This is a genomic window from Microcoleus sp. D3_18a_C4, from assembly GCF_036702415.1.
Classification (GTDB): Bacteria; Cyanobacteriota; Cyanobacteriia; order Cyanobacteriales; family Microcoleaceae; genus Microcoleus.
In genome coordinates this window covers 15,565-29,772 of the sequence record NZ_JAUBTI010000030.1, presented here as the reverse complement: position 1 = coordinate 29,772, position 14,208 = coordinate 15,565, and the positions used below count along the sequence as shown (strand labels likewise).

General features: G+C 46.1%; 15 protein-coding genes. 7 read left to right on the top strand and 8 right to left on the bottom strand.

Annotation, left to right across the window (positions count from 1 at the left end; all coding sequences use genetic code 11):
* Positions 1-109: 109 nt before the first annotated feature.
* Both QUB16_RS15595 and glpK read right to left on the bottom strand, forming a co-directional pair.
* Complete coding sequence (locus QUB16_RS15595) at positions 110-481, bottom strand: c-type cytochrome (protein ID WP_333317381.1); 372 nt, start codon at positions 479-481, stop codon at positions 110-112.
* Positions 482-555: 74 nt separating this feature from the next.
* Positions 556-2,043 (bottom strand): glycerol kinase GlpK, encoded by a 1,488-nt coding sequence (gene glpK, locus QUB16_RS15590; protein ID WP_333317379.1) that lies wholly within the window; start codon positions 2,041-2,043, stop codon positions 556-558.
* Positions 2,044-2,143: 100 nt separating this feature from the next.
* On the opposite strand from glpK, the gene QUB16_RS15585 reads away from it, so the two are divergent.
* A complete protein-coding gene (locus QUB16_RS15585; protein WP_333317377.1) occupies positions 2,144-2,728 on the top strand; it encodes an endonuclease dU in 585 nt (194 codons plus the stop codon).
* A gap of 307 nt (positions 2,729-3,035) precedes the next feature.
* Here QUB16_RS15585 and QUB16_RS15580 read toward each other — a convergent pair whose 3' ends face one another.
* Positions 3,036-4,316 (bottom strand): hypothetical protein, encoded by a 1,281-nt coding sequence (locus tag QUB16_RS15580; RefSeq protein ID WP_333317375.1) that lies wholly within the window; start codon positions 4,314-4,316, stop codon positions 3,036-3,038.
* Between the two features lie 377 nt (positions 4,317-4,693).
* On the opposite strand from QUB16_RS15580, the gene QUB16_RS15575 reads away from it, so the two are divergent.
* The 5 genes from QUB16_RS15575 to QUB16_RS15555 all read left to right on the top strand — a co-directional run bounded on the left by QUB16_RS15575 (position 4,694) and on the right by QUB16_RS15555 (position 8,511).
* Entirely contained in the window at positions 4,694-4,870 is a 177-nt protein-coding gene (locus QUB16_RS15575; RefSeq protein ID WP_333317374.1) for a hypothetical protein, read from the top strand.
* Between the two features lie 505 nt (positions 4,871-5,375).
* Entirely contained in the window at positions 5,376-5,861 is a 486-nt protein-coding gene (apcA, locus tag QUB16_RS15570) for an allophycocyanin subunit alpha (RefSeq protein ID WP_333036136.1), read from the top strand.
* A gap of 176 nt (positions 5,862-6,037) precedes the next feature.
* Positions 6,038-6,523, top strand: a complete 486-nt coding sequence (apcB, locus tag QUB16_RS15565) for an allophycocyanin subunit beta (RefSeq protein WP_006634930.1) — start codon at positions 6,038-6,040, stop codon at positions 6,521-6,523.
* Positions 6,524-6,845: 322 nt separating this feature from the next.
* Positions 6,846-7,049 (top strand): phycobilisome linker polypeptide, encoded by a 204-nt coding sequence (locus QUB16_RS15560; RefSeq protein WP_006634929.1) that lies wholly within the window; start codon positions 6,846-6,848, stop codon positions 7,047-7,049.
* A gap of 397 nt (positions 7,050-7,446) precedes the next feature.
* A complete protein-coding gene (locus QUB16_RS15555) occupies positions 7,447-8,511 on the top strand; it encodes a transposase (RefSeq protein WP_333317372.1) in 1,065 nt (354 codons plus the stop codon).
* Here QUB16_RS15555 and QUB16_RS15550 read toward each other — a convergent pair.
* Complete coding sequence (locus QUB16_RS15550; RefSeq protein WP_333317370.1) at positions 8,508-8,927, bottom strand: EamA family transporter; 420 nt, start codon at positions 8,925-8,927, stop codon at positions 8,508-8,510. The genes QUB16_RS15555 and QUB16_RS15550 overlap by 4 nt on opposite strands.
* Before the next feature lie 36 nt (positions 8,928-8,963).
* Here QUB16_RS15550 and QUB16_RS15545 point away from each other — a divergent pair, with 36 nt between their 5' ends.
* Positions 8,964-10,184, top strand: coding sequence for an FtsW/RodA/SpoVE family cell cycle protein (locus tag QUB16_RS15545; RefSeq protein WP_333317368.1), 1,221 nt, complete (start codon positions 8,964-8,966; stop codon positions 10,182-10,184).
* 467 nt (positions 10,185-10,651) lie between these two features.
* Here the strand turns inward: QUB16_RS15545 and QUB16_RS15540 are convergent, their stop codons facing one another.
* From QUB16_RS15540 to QUB16_RS15525, 4 genes are all read right to left on the bottom strand, one after another.
* Complete coding sequence (locus QUB16_RS15540; RefSeq protein ID WP_333317366.1) at positions 10,652-11,305, bottom strand: Crp/Fnr family transcriptional regulator; 654 nt, start codon at positions 11,303-11,305, stop codon at positions 10,652-10,654.
* A gap of 71 nt (positions 11,306-11,376) precedes the next feature.
* Complete coding sequence (locus tag QUB16_RS15535; protein ID WP_333317364.1) at positions 11,377-11,532, bottom strand: hypothetical protein; 156 nt, start codon at positions 11,530-11,532, stop codon at positions 11,377-11,379.
* Positions 11,514-13,259 (bottom strand): sulfotransferase, encoded by a 1,746-nt coding sequence (locus QUB16_RS15530; RefSeq protein WP_333317362.1) that lies wholly within the window; start codon positions 13,257-13,259, stop codon positions 11,514-11,516. Before QUB16_RS15530 ends, QUB16_RS15535 begins: the two co-directional genes overlap by 19 nt.
* A gap of 106 nt (positions 13,260-13,365) precedes the next feature.
* Positions 13,366-14,136 carry a glycosyltransferase gene (locus tag QUB16_RS15525; RefSeq protein WP_333317359.1) on the bottom strand — a complete coding sequence of 257 codons (771 nt, stop codon included), beginning with the start codon at positions 14,134-14,136 and terminating at the stop codon, positions 13,366-13,368.
* Positions 14,137-14,208 lie beyond the last annotated feature (72 nt).

Sequence of the window (14,208 nt, the reverse complement as noted above, 5' to 3'; positions counted from 1 at the left end):
TTATTCATCGATGACAAAGTTACGCGCTAAACCGGCCCCTACATTATACCTCGCCTTGGTTTCCTGAAGTTAGGCGTTCAACCTAGTCTTACAATGTACATAGTCGGGTTTATTTCCAATCGGTTTCAGCTTGAGATAGCACGTAAGCTGAAACATCGATAATTTGTTGTTCCGACAAACGATCTTTGTAAGCGGGCATAATACCTTTGCCGTTGGTTACTAAGTTGGAAATGTTGGCGATGGAATCCATGCCGTATTTTTTTAAGGCTTTTTGTTTCAAGTTTTTGCCGCGCCTGATAATGTTGCCGCCGTTGATGTGACAGCCTGCACAGTTGGCGCTGAAGACTTCGGCTGCGGTTGTGGGATTTGTAGCTGTATCTGCGATCGCCATTTGGGAATTAGTGGCGATTTCTACAAATGCCAGTGTCAGTATCAATAGAAAGGCGGTGAGAATTTTTTTTAAATTATTTAGTGAAATCATCTATTGGCAGGTTGAAAAATAGTGCTGGATTTAATGATATCACTAAATACGCATTTTGGGGTTAACTCAGCGATTCATTCTTCCCAATCGAAGGTGCGGGAAACCGCTTTTTTCCAAAAGCGATATTTTTGTTCGCGAAGTGCGATCGGCATTTTCGGCTCCCAAGTACAATCCACCGCCCAATTCTCCCGCAATTCGGCTAGCTGACTCCAAAAACCTACCGCCAAACCGGCCGCATAAGCCGCGCCGAGTGCAGTAGTTTCTGCTACCACAGGCCGCACCACAGGCACTCCCAAAACATCGCTCTGAAACTGCATCAGCGTGTGATTTCCCACCATACCTCCGTCTACTTTTAAAGACAAAAGCTGCACTGCTGAATCCTGATTCATAGCGTCCAAAATTTCCCGCGTTTGCCACGCTGTCGCTTCCAATACTGCGCGGGCAATGTGTGCCTTAGTCACGTAGCGAGTTAAACCTGCAATTACTCCCCGCGCGCTGTCTTTCCAATAGGGCGCGTAGAGTCCAGAAAATGCCGGGACAATGTAAACTCCGCCGCTATCTTCGACTGTATTTGCTAATGTTTCTACTTCCGCAGATGTGTTGATGATGCCCAAATTGTCGCGCAGCCACTGCACTAAAGCTCCGGCGATCGCAATACTGCCTTCCAAAGCATACACAGCGGGCGATTCTCCCATCTTGTAGGCGACTGTTGTTAGTAACCCTTGCTTTGAAGGGACGATCGCCTCACCGGTATTCAGCAGCATAAAACAGCCCGTACCGTAAGTATTTTTTGCCTCCCCCGGACTGAAACAAGTTTGCCCGACGAGAGCGGCCTGCTGATCGCCCAAAGCAGCAGCAATTGGAACACCTGCAAGCAATCCTTTTGCAGTTCCAAAAACTTGACTCGAAGGGCGAATTTCTGGCAGCATCTGGCGGGGAATTGCCATTATTTCCAAAGTTTCGGCATCCCAATCGAGGGTTTGCAAATCCATCAGCATCGTGCGGCTGGCGTTGGTAACATCGGTAATGTGCGCGCCGCCAGTCAGGCGCCAAATCAGAAAAGTATCGACATTGCCAAAAATCGCATCCCCTTGATTTGCCGCTTCCCGCAATCCTGGAATATTGTCCAGCATCCACTTAATTTTCGGCCCGCTGAAATAAGTTGTCAGCGGCAAACCGCATCGTTCTCGAAATCGATCTTTGCCATCAACTTCTGCTAATTGCTCGCAAATAAAGCGAGTGCGGGTATCTTGCCAAACAATGGCATTTCCGTAAGGTTTGCCCGTGTTTCTGTCCCAAACAATTGTAGTTTCGCGCTGGTTGGTAATACCGAGTGCAGCAATATCTTTGGGGTCGATATTGCCGATTTCGAGGGCATTTTTAATCACGCTTTGGGTGCGCTGCCAAATTTCATCGGGATTGTGTTCCACCCATCCTGGTTGCGGATAGATTTGCTGGTGTTCTTGTTGGTTGCTGCAAATTATCTGTCCCTGGCGATCGAATACGATAAATCGGGTGCTGGTGGTTCCTTGGTCGATCGCTGCTACGTATTTTTTTGCCAATTGTCTAAAATATTTTTAGTAATGAGGTCTTTAAGGGATATGATACTATATCTAGAAGTCAAATTAATGTCAAAAACTTTAGCTTAGGGAACTCCACAAGTTGAAACTGGCAGATTTGCTGAGGCTCGATCGCACAATTAAGGTTATTGGCTTTGACGACGCTCCGTTTTCTCGTACAAGCGGCAGTCTGGTGTCGATCGCGGGCATAGTCTGCGGGGGAACTCGATTTGAAGGAATGGTGTGGGGACAAGTCCTCCCAGACGGATTAGATGCCACGGATGCTATTTCTGGGCTACTCCTCGGAGGCAAATTTCTGCCGCAATTGCATCTCGTTTTGCTCGACGGAATTGCTTTCGGCGGCTTCAATATTATTGACCTTCCTGAGTTAGCATCGCGGCTGCAAATTCCTTGCGTTGCTGTCATGCGCCGCCAACCAGATTTAGCTGCTGTTGAAAAAGCCCTCCGCCATTTTCCAGACTCGGAATACCGTTTAGAATTGTTGCGCCGCGCTGGTAAAATTCACGCTTTTGAACCTTTCTTTTTTCAAGTGTGCGGCGAACAACCCGAAGTAATAGCGAGGGTTCTCCAGCGTTTGACAGACACTGGTAAAGTTCCTGAAGCTTTGCGTTTGGCTCATTTGATTGGTGCGGCGGTAATTAATGGAGTTAGCGGCAGTTCTGCTTGAATTGTTGTTAAGAACGGGCAAGATGCCCGTTCCACAAAGAGGAAAATTTCTTGTGGGGTGGGCCGGAGATACCGTTAAGAACGGGCAAGATGCCCGTTCCACACAGAGGAAATTTTCTTGTGGGGTGGGCCGGAGATACCGTTAAGAACGGGCAAGATGCCCGTTCCACACAGAGTAAATTTTCTTGTGGGTGGGCATCCTGCCCGCCCGTTCCACACAGAGTAAATTTTCTTGTGGGCTGGGCATCCTGCCCGGCCATGAAAAGTTTATTGACAATGGTGCAATATCTCAGTTTCTACTCGCTTAATTACACAATTTCGCCCTCTAATTCACCGAATTCGATTTGAGTTCCCAACGCCAAAGTTAGGGTACTTTCAGGTTCTACCATTTTTATATCACCTTGAATGTCTGTAACCCACCAAGCGCGATCGCACAAATTGGTCAATCCTAACGAAAGCTCGTTTCTCGTCGATCGAGAAGTGACTATAGCTACAAGACCGTTAGATGCTGCGGCTGTTAAACTCGGTATGTCAGAGGTGAATAGTTGAGTTCCCGCACTCAGAGGAATAACTCGACTGCCTAATTTCAGAGAAAATTGACCGCTGGTAAAAGAATTTACTGCGGGCCGATCTGATATAAAGGTAGGTGGAAGATTTGTCGGTGTTGGGGCTGGCAAGTCAGAGTTTCCTACTGTAATTGTACAGTTGCCGATTTTCTTTTGGTCGCCCGATCGCAAATAACTCACGGCCCCGCTATCAACATTCTCGCAAACAATTTGACCTGCTTCCAATTGAAACCGCATAGCCAAGGGCGAAACATTAGGAATGCAGATAATAGACAAATTTTCATCACTGCCAAAAGTTATCGGTTCCGATCCCAGAGTGAGAGTGCGATTTGCTCCGGTATCGTAACTAATTACCAGCCAAGCTTTGTTGAACAAAGTTTCAGCTACAACCAACATAATGCCAATCCAAAAACCGATCGCAGCACAGCCAGCTAAACGGCCCGCCGTACCGGATAAATTGTAAGCAAACAGAATAAACAAACAGCCGCCCAACACACCCCCAACCCCGCCGCCACCCATGCCGCGAAGCGCCCCCAAATTAGGAATCCGCTGTGCCAGTCCCAGTCCTAACAAACTGCCAGCTATTCCCCAGCAAATTACTCGCAATAATTCGTTGTTTCCGTCGCCAATCCCGCTGTAAATACCTTCGGCGATCGCCCCCGAAATGGCTCCTGCTATTAAACCAAACAATCCGCCATTTTTTAAAGCCTGTTTAATTTGAGGCTTACCTTTGATATAGTAATAATAGCCGAACATGATAGCAGTAGCAATACCACCGCCTACCAATCCAAACCAGCGAGCTGTGGACAATACACTGTCAAAAAAAGCACTGTCAAAAAAAGCACTGTCAAAAAAAGCACTGTCAAAAAAAGCACTGTCAAAAAAAGCACTGTCAAAAAAAGATTCCGAACCAGGGACTCGCTGCATGAAAGGTTCGGTGATTAGATTGCCGACGAAACCGCCGACTGCACCGCTAATGCCAAACTGTAAAGCTTTTTTAAGGGCTGATAGATTTCTTTTCACGGCGCACCAGATTAAAAGTGAGAGTCAAATCTAGCTACAAGCTCGAAAGTTAGGATTTCCGATGCTCTTATATCTTGCATCGCGATCGAGAACAGGCTTTCCGGCCTGTTCCACAAACACAAAGAGTGAGTGTTCTTGCGGGGAGTAGGGGTTGGGCTCTGGGGCCATTGGTGTCAACTTAAGCTTTTAGTCCGCCAGTCCTCCCGCTCACCCGACAGTCCGCCAGGGAATGAATTCCCTGTCTAATAGCGAAAGTCCTCTAAAAGAGGACTGAATCATTCATTAGTCCTCTTTTAGAGGACTTTCGCTTTGAGGCAGGGGTTTCAACCCCTGACGGACTATCGGTTTTACCTTAAGTGCACACCAATGGGTAAGAGATGCCGCCCGTCCAAGACTTATTCAGAATGGTGCAAGATGTGAGACGATCGCACATCTCCCCCCTGTCTCCCGCCTGTCTCCCGCCTGTCTCCCGCCTGTCTCCCTCTAAGGGAAAAGTCTTTGAGGGTTGCGCCGTCGCCCGTCACAATGGCAACTCAATGCTCGATCGCCTGTAACCATTGCTGCAAGATAATTTTAGCAATTTTTTAACGGTGAAATTTTAACTTCTCAGACCCAAGCGAGGGCCCCAATATGAAAAGGAATGTTACAAACTATTACAGTAACACTCAGAATGTGAACATAATGCCTCAAAATACTTGCGAGAGGTAGTTGCGTCCGAGGAGCAATATCCTTACTAACTGTCCGACAGTCACTCGATCGCCACTAAGTGGCCTGCTGCAATCTTTATCATAAATTAAAGATCGCATCAGTCATTTATGGTATTGTAAGCGACAGGCTTAGTGCGGGCACTCACAAGCGCACCGGTGTGAAGAACAAGCGCCGTCAAACACCGAAGGCAGCCGCCCCCCAACAACTTCAACAGTTGCTGGCTGTGGAAAGTCCGACCTTCGGAGTCAAAGCTCCTGCCTGAGCATGAAAGGTAAGGGATGCAAGCGCCCGCCGTCGCTAGCTCAGCGCGGAGCAGTTCATATAGCAAAATATCCAGCGGGTACACACAAGATGAGTATCGTCACCAAATCAATCGTCAACGCAGACGCCGAAGCTCGCTACTTGAGCCCAGGTGAATTAGATCGGATCAAAAGCTTCGTCACCTCTGGTGAACGCCGCGTCCGCATCGCCCAAATTTTGAGCGAATCCCGCGAACGCATCGTCAAACAAGCAGGCGACCAACTTTTCCAAAAACGCCCTGATATTGTTTCTCCCGGCGGCAACGCTTACGGCGAAGAAATGACCGCAACTTGCTTGCGCGACATGGACTACTACCTGCGTTTGATTACCTACGGAATCGTAGCTGGCGACATTACTCCGATCGAAGAAATCGGTATTGTCGGCGTCCGCGAAATGTACAAATCTCTCGGCACCCCGATTGAAGCCGTCGCCGAAGGCGTTCGCGCTATGAAAAATGCAGCAAGTTCGCTGCTGTCTGGAGAAGATGCTTCCGAAGCTTCCTCTTACTTCGACTACGTTATCGGTGCGATGCAGTAAGGAATTTCGATTTTAGGTTTTCGATTTTAGATTGAAAAATTGGGCGTTACTGGTAACAAGCTAAAAGCTTTTGCAAATAACCAGCCAGTTAAAAATCTCAAATCCCAAATCCCAAATCCCAAATTCTCGCTCCAAAATTGGACTGACTCAGCCACTTTCTAGGAAACAAGACAACCATGCAAGACGCAATTACCGCCGTTATCAATTCCTCTGACGTTCAAGGTAAGTACCTCGACATCAGCGCTCTAGACAAGCTCAAGAACTACTTTGCTTCTGGCGAACTGCGCGTCCGCGCCGCTACCGCCATCAGTGCTAATGCAGCCACAATCGTCAAAGAAGCAGTTGCTAAGTCTCTGTTGTACTCTGATGTAACTCGTCCCGGCGGCAATATGTACACCACTCGTCGTTATGCAGCTTGCATCCGCGACTTGGACTACTACCTGCGCTATGCCACCTACGCTATGCTAGCTGGCGACCCTTCCATCCTCGATGAGCGCGTGCTCAACGGTTTGAAAGAAACCTACAACTCCTTGGGCGTGCCCATCGGTTCTACCGTACAAGCAATCCAAGCAATGAAAGAAGTCACCGCCGGTTTGGTTGGTTCTGACGCTGGTAAAGAAATGGGCGTCTATTTCGACTACATCTGCTCTGGCTTGAGCTAAGACTCAGGAAGAAGGAAGAAGGAAGAAGGAAGTTCGGCAACGGATTCTGTAACGGATGTAACAGATTTCAGTCCGATGAAAGTCGGAAGAAGGAAGAAGATTTATTTCTTGCCTCTTTTAACTTTTAACTTTTAACTTTGGACTTGTTACCTTTGGCTTTGAAAAGAGGTCAGGGAAGTTGAGAGTGATTGCTAGACCGTCAAAGGCTTGTCGAGAAAGCCCGATGAGTTTTAACGAGCTAGTTTTGACTCCTAACTCCCTGCCTTCAATCTTTAAAAAATCCATCTAATAATCTGTAAACCTACTCAGGAGTTAGTTTCCCATGAGAATGTTTAAGGTGACTGCTTGCGTCCCAAGTCAAACTCGCATCCGCACTCAGCGCGAATTGCAAAATACCTATTTTACTAAGCTCGTTCCTTACGACAACTGGTTCCGGGAACAGCAAAGAATTATGAAAATGGGCGGCAGAATTATTAAAGTACAACTGGCTACCGGTAAGCCCGGAGCTAATACCGGCCTACTTTAAGAGCCGAAGCTGGATTAGTAGAGGGGTAAGAGGTCGCGATGACCTCTTTTTTGTTGTTATAGCAGAAGAAAGAATGTCCAGCGTTGTTAATTTAATCATTGAAAAATATTTCAACTAAAACAGCAGGAGTCCCGCACTCTAACGGTACCCCGTTGAGTGTCGGGAGGAATGCGCGTGAGGCTCAAGAGCTGAACAAATTATCTATAAACACAACAGAATTTCTTCGATACGTAATACAATCTTGTCATGAAACAAGTCCTGACACTATCTTGCAAGCTCCAAGTAACGCCTGAGCAGTCCATCAAAATTGATGCAACCCTTCAGGCGTTTGCGAATGCTTGTGAATATGTGAATCAAACTGTGCCGCCAACCCTGACAAATGAATTGGCGATGCAATATGCAGGTATATCACGATGTCAGAGAGATGTTTGGACTTTCGGCGCAGCTAGCAATCCATGCTATTAGACGGGTTTCTGGCAACAGAAAAACAGCTAAAAAAGATGGGAAGCCTGTTAACAAATTTGCTCCTACTAGCGTCACTTACGATACCCGTATCTTTTCTTTTAGGGAAAAAGATTGGACAGTAAGTCTGACTACTACTGGTGGTAGGGAAAGGTTTGCACTGGCTATCGGGAACTACCAACTTGGATTATTGGAAGGTCAAAACCCCAAGACTGCTACTTTGTGCAAACGCAAAAATGGCAGTTACTATCTTAATATTCAGCTTGAATCTCAGCCAGCCGAGCCTCCACCCAGCAATCAAGTTTTGGGTTGTGACTTGGGTAGGACTGATATTGCAGTTACTTCTGATGGAGATACATTTAGCGGTAAACAAATTACCAAAGTTAGAAATCATTATGCCAAGTTGAGAGCAAATATCCAGCGAAAAGCCACGAAAGGCACGCGCAGCACTCGGCGTAGATGTCGAGAATTGTTGAAACGGTTGTCGGGCAAGGAAAAGCGTTTTCAGACATTGGTAAACCACACTATCAGTCACCGTGTCGTAACTAAGGCTAAAAACAAAAATCAAGTTATCGCTTTGGAAGATTTGACGGGAATTAGGGAGCGCACAAACCAGCAGCCACGCTCGAAAAAAGAGCGGAGACGATTCAATAGCTGGGCCTTCTTTCAGTTGCGCCAATTCCTAATCTACAAAGCTATAAAGCATAGCGTAAAGATTTTGTTTGTTGAGCCTAGATACACTAGCCAAATGTGCCACAAATGCAATCATATTCACCCTGTAAAGGGTGAATCTTATAGAAACGGCAAAAAGTTTGCTTGTGGTCATTGTGGATGGAAAGGTGATGCCGACTTAAACGGCAGTAAGAATATTGCTGCTATTGGGGCTTTCGTAAATAAGCCCGAAGGTTCGAGATTGTTTTGCAATGTGCAAGATCATTTCAGGGCTATTGAAAGCCCACACTGTACCTGTACTCAGGGAGCGTGCTGGGTAATTTACTAAGCAGAAAGTATAACTGCGATTATGGCTAACAAAACAGCAAGCATTTGTGGTAATGTAATAGCCTCTTTCAAGAATAAAGACGATAATAATATAGTAATCAGCGGGTAGATAGACGTAACACTCACTACATTGGCAACTTCACCTTTGCCAAGGGCTATAAAAAATACTAATGAGGCCACAGTGCCAGCAACGCCAACTAACATGGCAAACAAAATTCCCCTAACATCTCCCTCAAAACTAAAATTATTAGTTTTGATAATAATAAATAAAGTAGTTAAAATAGCGCCAATTGCTTCATAAACAAAAGCAGTTTTGTAGTCAATATATTTAGTCGCTAAATTGCCAAAAAATCCCCACAAACCATATAATAGCGAACAGATTAATGCGTAAATTAACCAATCTGGTACTTTAGCCATCTTTGTTAGAGTTTATTGAGAGCATTCTAAAATCCTATGGCTAATGACATTCGACGCTTGATTCCATTTCTTGACCCCAGCGCGTCTCAATGGGCCGCTGAGGCTCGGTGGCTGAGGTGGCTGACTTTTCTGTGGCTGTTTGTCGGGCTGACAGCATTGTTTTCGGCTTCCTATCCCATTGCAAATTATGAACTTGGAGACGGCCTTTATTATTTTAAACGACAGCTAATCGCAGTGGCGATCGGGCTGGCAGGTTTTAACTTGATGGTATACTCCCCCCTACGGTACCTGCTGAAAACAGCTCAGTTAGGCGTCCTGTTGCTGCTGGGATTGCTGTGGCTGACCTTGGTTCCGGGGGTGGGAACCACAATCAACGGGGCGACTCGCTGGATATCTCTGGGCCCGGTTCCGATTATTCAACCTTCTGAGTTGATCAAGCCGTTTTTCGTTCTCCAAAGCGCCCGCATTTTCGGCAACTGGTCCCGGTTGACGAATAAAGTTCGCTTAACTTGGCTGTTAATTTTCGGTGCAATGCTTTTGGGAATTTTGTTGCAGCCAAATTTAAGTACCACGGCTTTGTGCGGGATGACTTTGTGGTTGGTGGCTTTGGCGGCGGGCTTGCCTTACTTGCAGTTGGGTGCAACGGCTATGGGGGGAATGCTTTTAGCCGTTTTAAGTATTAGTTTGAGGGAATATCAGCGCCGCCGGATTATGTCTTTTCTCAATCCTTGGGCTGATCCGATGCAAGACGGCTATCAGTTGATTCAAAGTCTCCTGGCTGTCGGTTCAGGGGGCATTTGGGGCGTTGGTTTGGGGATGTCGCAGCAAAAGTTATTTTATTTGCCGATTCAGTACAGCGATTTTATTTTTGCTGTGTTTGCTGAGGAGTTTGGCTTGGTGGGAGGTTTCTCCCTGTTGCTGATGTTGGCGGCTTACTCTACTGTGGCGTTGAGGGTAGCGATGAAGGCTCGAAATAGTGAGAGTCAGTTGGTGGCGATTGGGGTGATGGTGGTGATGGTGGGACAGTCGCTGCTGAATATTGGGGTGGCGACGGGGGTTTTGCCGACTACGGGTTTGCCGCTGCCGTTTTTTAGTTACGGGGGTTCTTCGATGTTGGCAAGTTTGTTGTTGTCGGGGTTGCTGATTCGGGTGGCGAGGGAGAGTTCTGAGGCTGATGTGGTTTCTTTAAACGGTCTCCGTGGAAAGCCGGGAAAGCCGAAGTTGCGATCGAACAACGGCACTGCACAACCCGAATAATTTGTCAATAGTAAACACACTCGATTAACTGTTTCCCAGGCAGAGCCTGGACACTAATACCCACAGGCTCTGCCTCGATTCTTGCTGGGGCAAATTGGAGGCGGAGCCTCCGGATCTGCCTTACCAGGCAGATCCTGGTAACGAGTAATAGCTGATAAAAACTAACGATCGACTATTTCCGCCCGTCACCTTTATTGGGGGGTTCTTCTTGTTGTTCTTGAGGTTTAGCTGTGATCTCAGTTAATTCTTTTTTGTCTGGTTGCGGTGTTTCTTGAGTTGAGTTAGCCATTGAGTTTAGTCCTAAATAGATGCACCGCTCAATTATATCTTTTCCAACTGCAAAGGTATGGCTGTAGATAGGGAGAGGAAGAGCCAGACAAAAAATTCTCATGTACAGAGATTTGATAGCTAATACTGGAAGACTTTATGTAGATGCAAAAAAGTGGAAAGGCAAATTGCTGTCGGTTCTACACTGATTGAGGGTTGCAGCCAAACAAATCCGACCGGGACGCAAAAACACCTTTGTTAAGAATTAAATGCCGATCGCCATCTCGACTGATTAACCCTTGCTGCTGCAATTTTCCCAACATTCGAGTTACTGTTACCCGCGTCGTGCAAATCGCATTAGCAATATCTTGATGTGTCAAGCGGATATTCAAACGAGTTCCATCAACCACAGGCTGACCGAATTCCTGTTGCAATAATAGCAATAGCTGATACAAACGGTCATCTACTCGTCGCTGTCCGGCGATCGCTAAAATTGCTTCCATTTGCCGCAGCCGCCGTACCATTTGAGGCAGCAACTCGTGAGCCAATTGAGGAGAAGCTTCGATTTCCACCATAGAATACCACATCAAATAAATATCTGATGTCGCCGTAGCTCGGTAAGTCTGCAAGCTTGTCAACCACAAACCGAAGCACATCGAAGGCCCAACCCAACCCAAAAGTCCTTCTTCCCCGCTTGGATAAAGCGTACTCAGTTGTGCTAGACCTTGACACACTCGCCAAAGGCCTTGCGACATCATAGGAATGGTTTCCCCCTTGGCATAAAAATGCAAGTTTCGACTCGCTCCTGTGTTATGCTGGATTTCCGCTAAAAGTGCTTTGGATGTTGGTGACATATCCGTTATTTCCAGCTAAAAAACATTTGTCTGAGACCTACGCCTCTGACTCTAACCGGCCAAGGTAAAGGTTAGGTAATCGTCAGGTTAGGGGAAATATAAACTTTGATTAATTGTTTTAACTTTGTATATTCACCGGCAATTTGTGCGATCAAAGAAGGAACAGTAGAGCACCCGAATTGAGAAAAATCGCTCAGCAACTTGCCTGCTAAAATAATGAAGTACATTTATATCCAAGCTTTTCCAAGTTTTTCCAATTCATCAACTCAATAGTTTCCACCTCTGAAAAACTCAACTCATCTTGCCAAGCATTAATTCCCTTTACCCCAACTGGTTCTAAAGTATTTGGATGCCACACCATTTGGCTAGGCGGAACTAAACCTAACGCAGCATTTTGTTGATAAAATTCCAGCATTGACTCCTGAAAATCTACCCCGATCCACTGGCAAATTTTTGCTAACTGTGCTGACGGCTCCCTCACCAAATCTTCATAATAAACTAAATAAAATTGTTCCCATTTTTGATGGTATTTTTCGATAATTTTCACAACTTGATTCCACTGGTGCGTCAGTCCCGCTACTGTTTTTATCCCCGGCCACACTTCCCCCCTTTCTTGCTCTTTTGCTACTAATTTTTTGATAGAACTGTAACAAGCCCGAAAATCTCGCACAATCAAAACCACCTTAACTCCCGGAAAATATCTCCTGATTTTTCCTAATTGATAAATGTGAAAAGGATTTTTGTCTCCCCAAATCGAAGCTGTCGGGTCAAACTGCTGGCGGTAAGTTTGATAAACTGTAAAAACTGCTTGAGCGTAACTCAATTGCTTGTTATTTGTTAAGTTATCTAATAAAAGCTGTGGGTCAACATTCCACTCGCAAAACCTGTGAAAATTGTTGTTGTAAAGGTCATTAAAAAAATCTTCGATTTGAGGCAGCAAGTCTTTGGCAGCACCGTATTTTGACTCTAGGGCAACAAAGAACAGACTTTCAGGGGGAATGCAGATAGCTGGATGCGCTGTTAGCATTAAACGCAGGAGAGTTGTCCCAGAACGTTCGGCTCCTATTACAAAAATCGGACTTGATACGATCGATTTGTTGCTGGGTGAATGAGCCTTCGCGCCAAAAAAAATGCTTGACTGGCTGTTGGGTGAATTAGCATCCGCGAGCGAAAAGTTGCTCCTATCTATTTTATCATTAACTTGCTTCGGTCGCAAGCGAAATTGACCGAGAAGTTCTACTCCTAACTCCAATTTGTCAGCAAGTCCGCGACGTTGAAGCGCCTGTTCGACAGCGGTGCGGCATAATAATATTTGCTCTGCCCGACGCTGGCGAGAAACGGTTTGCTGGTGGATGCGGTAATAATAAAGCGGTTTGTCGATTTTTCTAATTTCTGTAACTTCGCTCAGCCGCAGGCACAATTCGTAATCGACAGCACTGGCAAATTTTGGGTCAACACCGCCACAATTATTGTAAGCCGAACGGCGGATTAAGCGAAAGTGAAAAACGATCGGATCTACTAACAGTTGCTCTGGCGAATAGGGGATTTTGCAGAGAGGGCCTTCGCCGCCAATGCAGTCGTTTTCGTCGATGAGTAAATAGTTGGTATAAACAACTCCTACTTGAGGATTTGCATCTAAAATAGGAACTGTTTCTGCTAGTGCTTTGGGGGCGAGCAAATCGTCGCTATCCACGCAGCCAAAGTAAGGAAATGTGGCTTCTCTAATGGCGGCCATTAGGGAATAGCCCGAACCTCGGTGTTCGGCGGCGAGGGCTTTGATTCTGGGGTCTAGTTTGGCGTAGCTGCGGGCTATATTGAGAGAGTTATCTGTGGAACCGTCGTCCCAAATTAAGAGTTCAAAGTTGGGGTAAGTTTGGGCGAGAACGCTTTCTATGGCGGCTTTAAGGTAACGTTCTCGGTTGTAGACAGTCATGACAATTGAGATGGGAGTCATAGGATTTTAGATTTGGGATTTTAGATTTTAGATTTGGGATTGAAGAATTGATGATAAGGGCGATGCACGTTGCACTTTATACTAACTAAAAATAACTTAGGCCTGCTTAACTTGTTTCTTTTTGCTGGCGTTTGTACAGAAAAAATCGACTGACGATATCTACTTCTAATTCAAATCTGTCGCTCAATCCACGTCTTTGAAGCGCTTGTGCAATAGCTGACTGAGATTCAAGAATTTGGTCGAGTTGCTGTTGAACTGTATGCAGCGAATGTTGTCGGTAGTAGTAAAGGGGTTTGTTGAGGTGATAGAATTGAGCGATCTCTGAGAGTCGCAGGCAAAAGTCGTAATCTTCAGCGCGGTTGAATTCGGAGTTGATGCCACCTATGCGATCGTATAATTGGTGGCGAAATAAGCGAAAGTGGAAAGTCATAAAGTCTACTAACAGCCTGTCAGGAGAGTAGGGTATTTGGCTGCGGTGTCCTAGTCCTTTTACTTGAGTTTTTTCATCGATCGTTAGACAATCGGTGTAGACTATTCCGATTTCAGGTTGTGCGTCTAATACGGCTGCGGTTTCTTCGAGGGCGGTGGGTGCGAGCAAGTCGTCGCTGTCTACCCAGCCGATATATGTTCCTTTGCACAGTGTATGAGCAGCTTTGAGAGCAATTCCTCTGCCTTGGTGGGGGGCGGCTATTACTTGAATTCGCGCGTCTTGCTTTGCGTATTTGCGGGCGATAGTGAGACTGGAGTCGGTGGAACCGTCGTCCCAAATTATCAGTTCAAAGTTGGGGTAGGTTTGGGCGAGAACGCTTTCTATGGCGGCGCTGAGGTATTGTTCTCGGTTGTAGGTGGTGGTGATAATGGAGATTGAGGAGGTCATTGGGGAATTCCAAGCGATCGCAATTTGACCGTACAAAGGTAAAATACTTTGATATTTTTATGTAGAAGTTTT

Coding starts and splice junctions, on each gene's coding strand:
- QUB16_RS15595 (WP_333317381.1), bottom strand. CDS start 481: ATGATTTCACTAAATAATTTAAAAAAAATTCTCACCGCCTTTCTATTG.
- QUB16_RS15575 (WP_333317374.1), top strand. CDS start 4,694: ATGCCGCCCGTCCAAGACTTATTCAGAATGGTGCAAGATGTGAGACGA.
- apcA (WP_333036136.1), top strand. CDS start 5,376: ATGAGTATCGTCACCAAATCAATCGTCAACGCAGACGCCGAAGCTCGC.
- apcB (WP_006634930.1), top strand. CDS start 6,038: ATGCAAGACGCAATTACCGCCGTTATCAATTCCTCTGACGTTCAAGGT.
- QUB16_RS15560 (WP_006634929.1), top strand. CDS start 6,846: ATGAGAATGTTTAAGGTGACTGCTTGCGTCCCAAGTCAAACTCGCATC.
- QUB16_RS15555 (WP_333317372.1), top strand. CDS start 7,447: ATGCAGGTATATCACGATGTCAGAGAGATGTTTGGACTTTCGGCGCAG.
- QUB16_RS15550 (WP_333317370.1), bottom strand. CDS start 8,927: ATGGCTAAAGTACCAGATTGGTTAATTTACGCATTAATCTGTTCGCTA.
- QUB16_RS15545 (WP_333317368.1), top strand. CDS start 8,964: ATGGCTAATGACATTCGACGCTTGATTCCATTTCTTGACCCCAGCGCG.
- QUB16_RS15540 (WP_333317366.1), bottom strand. CDS start 11,305: ATGTCACCAACATCCAAAGCACTTTTAGCGGAAATCCAGCATAACACA.
- QUB16_RS15535 (WP_333317364.1), bottom strand. CDS start 11,532: ATGTACTTCATTATTTTAGCAGGCAAGTTGCTGAGCGATTTTTCTCAA.
- QUB16_RS15530 (WP_333317362.1), bottom strand. CDS start 13,259: ATGACTCCCATCTCAATTGTCATGACTGTCTACAACCGAGAACGTTAC.
- QUB16_RS15525 (WP_333317359.1), bottom strand. CDS start 14,136: ATGACCTCCTCAATCTCCATTATCACCACCACCTACAACCGAGAACAA.